This is a genomic window from Citrobacter sp. wls718 (assembly GCF_005280945.1).
Classification (GTDB): domain Bacteria; phylum Pseudomonadota; class Gammaproteobacteria; order Enterobacterales; family Enterobacteriaceae; genus Citrobacter; species Citrobacter gillenii.
In genome coordinates this window covers 1-8598 of sequence record NZ_SZWV01000103.1, presented here as the reverse complement: position 1 = coordinate 8598, position 8598 = coordinate 1, and the positions used below count along the sequence as shown (strand labels likewise).

General features: G+C 48.4%; 7 protein-coding genes, 2 tRNA genes and 1 pseudogene. 4 read left to right on the top strand and 6 right to left on the bottom strand.

What is annotated here, in order from left to right; translation table 11 throughout:
* From FDW95_RS20025 to FDW95_RS20015, 3 genes are all read left to right on the top strand, one after another.
* On the top strand, positions 1-399 hold a 399-nt coding region (locus FDW95_RS20025), incomplete at its 5' end, for a hypothetical protein (protein ID WP_249359259.1).
* Positions 400-1608, top strand: coding sequence for a nucleotide disphospho-sugar-binding domain-containing protein (locus FDW95_RS20020; RefSeq protein WP_115258846.1), 1209 nt, complete (start codon positions 400-402; stop codon positions 1606-1608).
* Between the two features lie 79 nt (positions 1609-1687).
* Positions 1688-4144, top strand: coding sequence for an ankyrin repeat domain-containing protein (locus FDW95_RS20015; RefSeq protein WP_137363593.1), 2457 nt, complete (start codon positions 1688-1690; stop codon positions 4142-4144).
* Between the two features lie 158 nt (positions 4145-4302).
* Here the strand turns inward: FDW95_RS20015 and FDW95_RS20010 are convergent.
* From FDW95_RS20010 to mtfA, 3 genes and pseudogenes are all read right to left on the bottom strand, one after another.
* Positions 4303-4448 (bottom strand): annotated as a pseudogene (locus tag FDW95_RS20010) (Arm DNA-binding domain-containing protein); the annotation flags it as partial.
* Positions 4449-4608: 160 nt separating this feature from the next.
* A tRNA-Asn gene (locus FDW95_RS20005) sits at positions 4609-4684 on the bottom strand.
* A gap of 100 nt (positions 4685-4784) precedes the next feature.
* Entirely contained in the window at positions 4785-5582 is a 798-nt protein-coding gene (gene mtfA, locus FDW95_RS20000; protein ID WP_115258844.1) for a DgsA anti-repressor MtfA, read from the bottom strand.
* A gap of 93 nt (positions 5583-5675) precedes the next feature.
* On the opposite strand from mtfA, the gene FDW95_RS19995 reads away from it, so the two are divergent.
* Positions 5676-5765: transfer RNA gene (locus FDW95_RS19995), tRNA-Ser, on the top strand.
* A gap of 66 nt (positions 5766-5831) precedes the next feature.
* Here the strand turns inward: FDW95_RS19995 and FDW95_RS19990 are convergent.
* From FDW95_RS19990 to FDW95_RS24050, 3 genes are all read right to left on the bottom strand, one after another.
* Positions 5832-6875 carry a tyrosine-type recombinase/integrase gene (locus FDW95_RS19990; protein ID WP_048222627.1) on the bottom strand — a complete coding sequence of 348 codons (1044 nt, stop codon included), beginning with the start codon at positions 6873-6875 and terminating at the stop codon, positions 5832-5834.
* Complete coding sequence (locus FDW95_RS19985; RefSeq protein ID WP_071667664.1) at positions 6850-7092, bottom strand: DUF4224 domain-containing protein; 243 nt, start codon at positions 7090-7092, stop codon at positions 6850-6852. The genes FDW95_RS19990 and FDW95_RS19985 overlap by 26 nt, the downstream gene beginning before the upstream one ends.
* A 70-nt stretch (positions 7093-7162) precedes the next feature.
* Positions 7163-8598: exonuclease (locus FDW95_RS24050; protein ID WP_249359255.1), on the bottom strand; the 1436-nt coding region annotated here is incomplete at its 5' end.

The window sequence follows — 8598 nt, the reverse complement described above, 5'->3', positions numbered from 1 at the left end:
GGCCTGCTGCGCGCCAGTGTCAACAATGCGCGGGAATACCTTGGCGCGCAGCACGTCAGCTTTGCCCTGCGCTACCGACAACAGGCGCTGGAGATGCTGGCGTCAACAAGCCATACGTTGTTGCTTTCCGGCAGTTGCGGACTGGAACTGTTTAACCAACTGCACTTACTGCCAGAGTGGTTGGCGCGCGTCAGTGTTTTTGCTTTTGGACCGGTGGCGGGCCGCCGACCGGACTGCCATCACTTGCTGGTACAAGGCGATCAGGACTGGATTTCTCGTTGCTGGTTTCGCCAGGCAGACCAACGCATTGCCTGCAGCCATATGAATTATCTTGAACAGCCGCAACTGGCGGCGCTGTGTCGGCGGTTTATTGCTGATACAGGCAAACAGGGGGCGTAGATGCAGCGTTTATTTGATCTGATCCCCGCGGGTGTCACCCGCATTGATTTGCTGGCACCGCCGTTTTCCGGTCATTTACATCCGGTGCTGGCGATGGGGCGGGCGCTGTCTGAACGCTATCAGGTGCGGATTATTAGCACGCACGGCGTGGCTACTTCTGTTGCGGCGGCGGGGCTGATGGGGCTGTCTTTGCATGGTGATTACGATACGCCGCTGTTGGAGGTGGTGAATCCGAAATATGCGGTTGGCTCCCATCCGCTGCGGCTGTATCGGCAGTTTCGCCACGTGGTGGGGTTATTGAAAAATTTTGCCGATGAACTGGAACATCTGTGGCTGCGCGAAGGTACGCCGGATCTGGCGATAGCGGACTTTACACTGCCCATTGTCGGCGAAGTTTGTCGCAGGTTGGATATCCCCTGGTGGAGTAGTCTGCCGTCACCCTGTGTGCTGGAAACCACCGATGGCGCTCCTGCGTATTGCGGCGGGTTAATGCCCGCGCAGAACGCGATTCAGCATGGGTGGCACGCGCTCCAGCGTAAAAAGGTGCGACTGTTCAAACTGGCCGTGTTCTGGCTATTTCGCGACGTTATTCGCCAGACCGGTATCACGCGCCTGTACCGGCAGGATGGCAGCGAAAGTACTTACTCGCCGCTGCGTATACTGGCACTAAGCGAAGAAACATTCGAATTCCCGCGTCGCTGGCCCGCTGCGGTTAGTTTTACCGGCCCGGCGCTCTACACGCCGCCATCGCAAGGCGTTGCACCGCCCTTTGAAGTAAATAAACGCCATGTGCTGGTGACGCTCGGTACACATCTGGACTGGCATAAAGATGCGGTAATGCAAGCTGTTATCGCGCTAGCAAGTACGTTGCCCGAGTGGGTTTTTCATTTCACTGATGGACATCATTGTGCAGCGGAATCGCAGCGGCAGGACAATGTCTACCGTGTATCCTGGGTGAACTACGATGACTGGCTAACGCACTATGATGCGGTCATTCACCATGGTGGTGCAGGAATAATGTGGCATTGCTTGCAAAAGAATATTCCGGCGCTGGTGTATCCGGTGGACTATGACCAGTTTGATCATGCTGCGCGGTTGGCCTGGCGTGGGAAAGGGGTCTGGATTAAGGATGGATTAAAAGGACTGGAAAAGGCGGGACCGTTGTTAATGGCGTTGGTTGATGCGCGTGATTCAGAATCGCGACAATAAATTCAACGAGATTGACCTGAATTACGATTGACTAAAGTGTGTGAACGTCTGCGATTATTAGCCCCTGATAAGGAATTTTATGCTGAACTGGATTTTTAAGGATAGTAAACTCACGCTACGGAAAATTTGCTTAGACAGCAAACTATCCACCTCTAAAAAAATACAAAAAATTGAGACGTACCTTGCTAATGGAGGGGATATCAATTTTATTGATCCCGATATTTCCCCTTGTAACGTTCTGGTTCCTCTCTCACGCAGTCCCGAGTCAGATATCTCCCTGGTACAATACTTATTCGATAAAGGGGCGAAAATTGAGTGCAATGGTTTTAGCGCCTTTCATTCAGCTATTGAGTTTAATAATACGGCGTTGGTGAGGTTTTACCTCACTTTAGGTGCCGATCTTTATTATCAAAATCGCTACAATAATTGTTGGCTTAATTACCTTTATCACCCCGAGCCACAGTATACCTACCAGGATTATCAACGCAGAGATATGATTGACCTTCTGCTTGACGCTCATTTAGATATCAATAAGTCTGTGAGTTTTTGGACCAATGGTGAATTTAATCTTCCGCTGGAGATATTATATTCTGAAAGAAGTAAAGACCTTTTTATACATATCATAAATAAAGATATTGCGCTGGATATCGAAGCGTCTGCGCTAATCGAAAATATTATTTTTGCGAGTGAGTTTTGGGGGCTTGAAACCTTTGCGCCGTTGGTGAAACGGTTTCCTGACTTTAAAAAAGAACGCTACATTATGGCCAATGATAGCAGTTTTTGGGATGACGCCAATTTGTTGGAATTGTGCGTTTATGCCAACGCACAGGACTTCTGCGAATATTTACTCGACAATTTGCCACAACTGAAAGCCGATTCACGCGCCAAAAGTCTGGTCTATGCGGCACTGAAATCTAAGTTTGATTTGAGAATTGTCGAGAAACTGCTTAAGGTGACCGTCGATATCAATCGCATCTATAAGATGACGCCACCAGAATCTTACCAGGCACCGTTGATCAGCCAGTACCTGGACAATGACAAATATACTGACCCCGATCAACGTGACTACATCTATCAGGCTCTTGAGCTGTTACTTAAATATGGCGCTGACCCCAATAGTGAATTTGTCAATACAGGTGAATCCTATGAGATGTTGATTTGGTCAAATTTACGATTACTGGTCTTCCCCATGGTAAAAAACAGAACGTTTTTACCCCAGTTTCTCGATCTCTTTTTACAGTATGGTCTCGATATCAATAAGAAATTTGGTGCTGTGGAAGAACCGACCTTACTGACTATCACCCAGCGTGGTTCATGGAAAGAAGATCAAGAAACGATCATTCAGGTGATGGAGTATTTGCTACCTAAGGGACTCGATTTAAACCTGACCAATATTTACGATACTAACTTTGTCTCAGCCGCGGCTATTTCTTGCCGCAGTCAACTCCTTGAATGGCTGATTAACCAAGGGGGCGATATTCATACCCATTGTGGTTTCGATAACTCGCCGATATTACATAAAGCGATTTCTACCTACTCTATAGACGCAATAACCGGCCCAATACGGCGTCAAACCGTTCAGTTGCTGTTACAACATGGCGCAAAACTCGAAGAGTTTTCAGTCGATGAACGATTTACACCGTTGATGTGCGCCTGTTACTACGGTGCTCAATCCTGTGTCGAACTGCTCCTGGAGCAAGGGGCAAACCCGCATGTGAAGAATGGTGAGGGTTTCACTCCTGCCCTGTGCGCCGTCACCGGCGGTGTCTCAAATGAATTTCCCCGTTTTGAATCCACGGCTGTGCGGATCCTGAAGTTATTACAGCAGTATGGTGCTGACCTGGCCGTAAAGAATTGCCGTGGTAACAGTCCACTCGTGGCGGCAATCGAATTGGATCATAAAGAGATATTTGAAGCACTTCTCCAGATGGCGCCGTATAGCCAGGCACAACGTGAACACGCGCTTGTCTTTGCAGAGCCGGAGAGCTATTTCCACCGTCGTCTACGCCAACATATCAACGGCGAAACGGCGCAAGAGGTTACGCCACTCCCAACTGAAGAAGAAAGCGAAGTAGTCGAGCCAGCCTTACCCCATACCGAAGTTAAAGCTGGCGTCGGGGCAGGAGAACCACAGCCGTTCGTAACAAAAACCGGACCAGAGGCCAGCAGTGCGGCATCGGATAAACTTCATCTTCCGACGATTATCGAACTTAAAGCCAAAGTGCAGAGCTTTTTTACACTGATCGCCCGTGATCCTGACGTCATGCCTGCGCAGTTAAACGGTATTGAAGAACAACTCGATCTGTTAATTGAAAAACTGGATACCTTCAGCTTTTTTCGCAATCAAGCGACCAAAGAGGAATTTGAAGAGAGTATTCAGGAATATCTTGATGAATCCGTCGAGCAAATCAACACCATCATTAATGATGATTATCCGGCGTTGACCGAGGCGTTGGTCGATGCCGTGTGGGTGATTTTGCAGTTCTACTGCGTTGATATCGAGATTGAAACCGCACTCAGAAAACGTTTCTGGTAACGTTTCATTTTCGAATAGAGCTGTCTGGCTGTGGCTGTGGCGGTGGCTGGGTCTGCTTGTTAAATCTCGTGAGAGACTGCCGAAAAGCGGTCCGGCGATTGTGAGCACTGATCACAATCGCCGCATGGATCTCTTCGCACTGCTTTTTCTCTTTTCACTTTGCCGTCACTACGATACTTGAGATACCAGTGACGTGAGTCGGCCCGGTTTAATCAGAAGATACAGATCGAGAGTCAGAGATCTTAAAGGGTTTATCAGATGGTTTGAGACTGCGGATTTTGGTGTCAGTAAGAGTAAGAGGCATATGGGGTCACTCCATAGTAAAACTAACCGGACCCCAGATTTGACGACCAATTTTTTCCGATGCGGAGGATAAGATCAAAATGCATCGGAAGAAGTTTTCACGCTAAGCTGTTGTATTAAAACCATACAGGTATTAATGAAGCTGCACGAAAACAAGAATTTGGCTCCTCTGACTGGACTCGAACCAGTGACATACGGATTAACAGTCCGCCGTTCTACCGACTGAACTACAGAGGAATCGTGTGAACGAGGCGCATATTACTGACCTCACCATGACGTGTCAACAGTAAAATTAGCACGTCATTTCAATTGGTTAATTAATCCTCAAAATGCAGCGTTAATGCACATTCGATGAGCGATTATTCTCATCTTCCCGGTTATCGCGTAATCGTTGCAGGGGATTCTGCCGATAAAACTGGGAAAAACGCTGCCATAGTGCAGGAAAACGAGGCGCAAATAATTCGGGTGCGCTGAAGTAATATTCAGATAACACGGCAAAACATTCGGCAGGATCGGTCGCAGCATAGGCGTCTATACTGCAAGCGGTTTCACCCACCAGGTCGACTTCATCCTGAATATTATTCATTGCTGCATGCAAATCGTGTTCCCAGCCTGCGATATCCCGAAGCGGGATCGCCGGAATACCGCTGGCCCGATCGCCATTGCGCATATCCAGCTTGTGCGCCACTTCATGGATAATCAGATTAAAACCGGAGGCATCGAAGGAGTCCTGAATATCGAGCCAGTTCAGGATAATCGGCCCCTGCTGCCAGCTTTGCCCGGATTGAACGACGCGTTGGTTATGCACCAATCCAATGTCATCCTCCCATTCATCATCCACGACAAACGGGGCAGGGTAGATCAGAACTTCATGAAAACCATCGAGCCACTCGATACCCAATTCCAGAATGGGTAAACAGAAAAGCAGAGCAATGCGCGCACTTTTTAGCGGATCCAGTTCAAGTCCCTGCAGTGCAACTAACCTTTTTTGCTGTAAAAAACGCTCAGCCAGCGCGATAAGTCTGGCGTGTTCTTGCTCAGTGAGATTCACCAGAAGAGGAATTGCCAGGGCGTCATCCCACGGCCAGTCATCATTCCGGGTTGTTTCTTGCTCTTTCCAGGGCCACTTAATCATCGTTTTGCTCGCAAACTCGTCACTTGAACGAAATTGACGGAACGGGGTCTGTTAAAATGCCAAATTACCTGGCATCATGGCAACCGCCAGAACGGAGAGATGCCAGAGCGGCTGAATGGACCGGTCTCGAAAACCGGAGTAGGGGCAACTCTACCGGGGGTTCAAATCCCCCTCTCTCCGCCACTATTCAAACACTTAGCTCAATTCCTTTCAACGACTCATGTCACACTTGGTATAGTGTTGGTATATTCACTTGGTATAAAACTCGCCATCATCATCTTCTGATTTGCCCAAGACTGGAAGATCCAATGTGGGAGAAATTTTCACTTTTCTGTCATAAACCACAACCTGGCTTTCAGTTTTGTGACCTGAGAATAGTTGTTTGTCCTTACTCGAGCCTTCGTAATCAGATATCCCCTTGGCTTTGAGATCATGAAAAGTACACGGCAGTTTTCTATCTAGTTTTTTTCCTGCTGCTTCCCTTGCGGTTTCCCACAGATCGTTAAACCCACTTTTCGAGTATTTAGTTTTTTTGCTGCTACAGATAACCGTTTCCCGCCCACCCAGAGTTTTTGCAAGTTCGATGGCGTTATGAAGCCGTTCAGTCCAGACTTTTATTTGTTTAGTCCCGGTCTTTCCCTGCTGGATAAAAATGCCTTCCTCGCTTACTTGCGACCATTTGAGAGAAAGAACATCCGAAACGCGAGCCGCACATAAGTAAGATATCTCCATGCCAACCCGGAGAGCTGGTGCCGCCTCTTCATAAATTGCCTGATATTCTTCGTCTGTCACGTACACGTCACGGGCTTTTAAAGAGAACTTGCGTACTCCTTTGCACGGATTTCCTTTCACATACCCTCGTTCATATCCCCATGAGAAAACACGCGACATCCCGCCGAGTTCTTGGTTTGCCTGGTTAATACTGCGTTGGCCACGTTTATCCATATAGATCCTGACCATCTCAATTTTTATGTCATCTGCTCGCATATTCCCGAACACTAGAACCAGGTTTTTTTCATACGACCTGTAATCAGTCTGCGTTCGTGGAGCCAGTTCAGCAAAAGCTGGGCTGCTGGTGAATAACTTCCATAATTTAGAAAATGTCATTACGTCTGAGCGCTTGGCTTTTTCTTCCTCATAACGCGCCCATAGCCGGGACATACTCGTCCCGGTAATAGGTGCAAGAGTTACGCTTTGTTTTGTTCCTTTTGGCTTCCACACATAGCTATAACGGTTTTTAGTTACGCGTGGCGGGAGGTGCTTGTCTTTAGGATCTTTTCTTGGTCTGCCCATTGATTGCGTCGTAATTTGGCTCAAGTGCAACATATTCATCGACCTTAGGTAATTCAGAAACTCCGGGATCAATACTTCTGCGCAATACAATTGGGCGGTTCCGCCCATCAGTGGTGAACGGTATGCCGTGACACCGCAGCTGTCGCTGCTGGTGGGTGTAGCGCTGATAGCCAGTAATTTCTGCAATTTCCTGAGGAGACAGTGTAAGTTCGTGCATAGCTCATCTCTCTGATGGCCTGCCTGTAGAAACATACCAGGCAGGATCCGTAAATTGTGAAATTAGAAAATCAGTTTGCAGTCAGGCGTTGCCAGATTGCAGAGACGTATTTGACCTGATGCCGGGCGTCAGAAAGCGCATTGTGCATTTCGCCTTCAAACGGGATGTCGAAGCGTGGATTGATACCGACAGATTTACCCAGCTCGACCATGGTCCTTACGTCCCTGTCATTCCAGAACGGAACAGCGAAGGGGGTATCTGTTAACGCGTATGCGCGGCGAAGAATGACGTTATCAAACGAGCATCCATTACCCCACATCTGAATGGTGTGACTACCGTTAGCAGCATTTTCAGCAATAAAGTCAGCCAGAAGTTCGAGAGTCTCAAGCAGCCCCATGGCTTCATCAACAAGAATGGCAGAGCGGGCTTCAGATGATTGTTTCAGCCACCACTGAATTGTAGAGGCATCCGGTTTCATGCCAAACGACATCGATGACTCCAGACTGACAACCTGGTAAAACTCGGCACCAGTGTTACCAGTTGAAGGATCAAAAAATACAGCGCCAATAGAGACTATTGGGGCATCAGGACTGTTGCCCATAGTTTCCATATCAACCATCAGGTGAGTATAGAAAGCGTTCAGGGGATCCGTTTCAATATGGTGAACGGGTTCATTATTCAGGGAAGCTGACGCGTCACCAGTTGCATCAGCGCTTTTAACTGGCAAAACTGCTGTTTCGCTCTGAGACACTTCAGGATTAGCTTTGATTTCGCTGTTGTCAGTTTTTTCCATCTGCACATCGCTGGTGGTTTCCTCGGTATTGGCTTGATGTAATTTTTCTTCGACGGCGCGCTGGCGTACCTGGTCTGCGACAGAAAGCGCTGGCGCCGGCTGGTTACCCATCAGGCCATCAATGGAGAAAACACCGTTGCCCATGTTGGCGATTTCTGGTTGCTCGGTTATTGCCTTCTGTTCAGCTGTGGACTTCTCTTTAATCTCGTTTTCCCAGCTTTTTTCTGGTACGTGACCGGCTGCCGCCAGGGTTTCTTCAGTTGGGTGCTGGTGGTCGGTTTCAGTCAGGTTCTTATTGATGTAACGGCTCAGCAGTTCCGGGAAATGGTGAGTGTTTTCTTCTGCACTACGAATAAGCGCGAAAATAGCGGCGCGGGAATAATCCAGAATGCCAGCGCGTTTGCGCAGGGCGGCGGACCACTCTTTGAACGGGCTTTCGTTTTTAGCAATGACCTCTTTTGCACGACGGAAAACGCCACCAGGAATATCGTAGATGTTGAAATCCATTGGAAGTGTGGCCAGCGCAATATCAATGTCCAGAGTGTCCAGCGTGTGGACAAGTTCCGGGTTGCGATCGGTCTTATTGCCGCCGCCAGCGTTGGTTCCGGAGTCAGTGCGCTGAATCTGCGACACGCGATTGCCTTTACACCACTCTTTAACCAGCAGCCCACGGTCAATGTGTTCAGTGTTGAACCAGGCCTTAAAGAACTGAA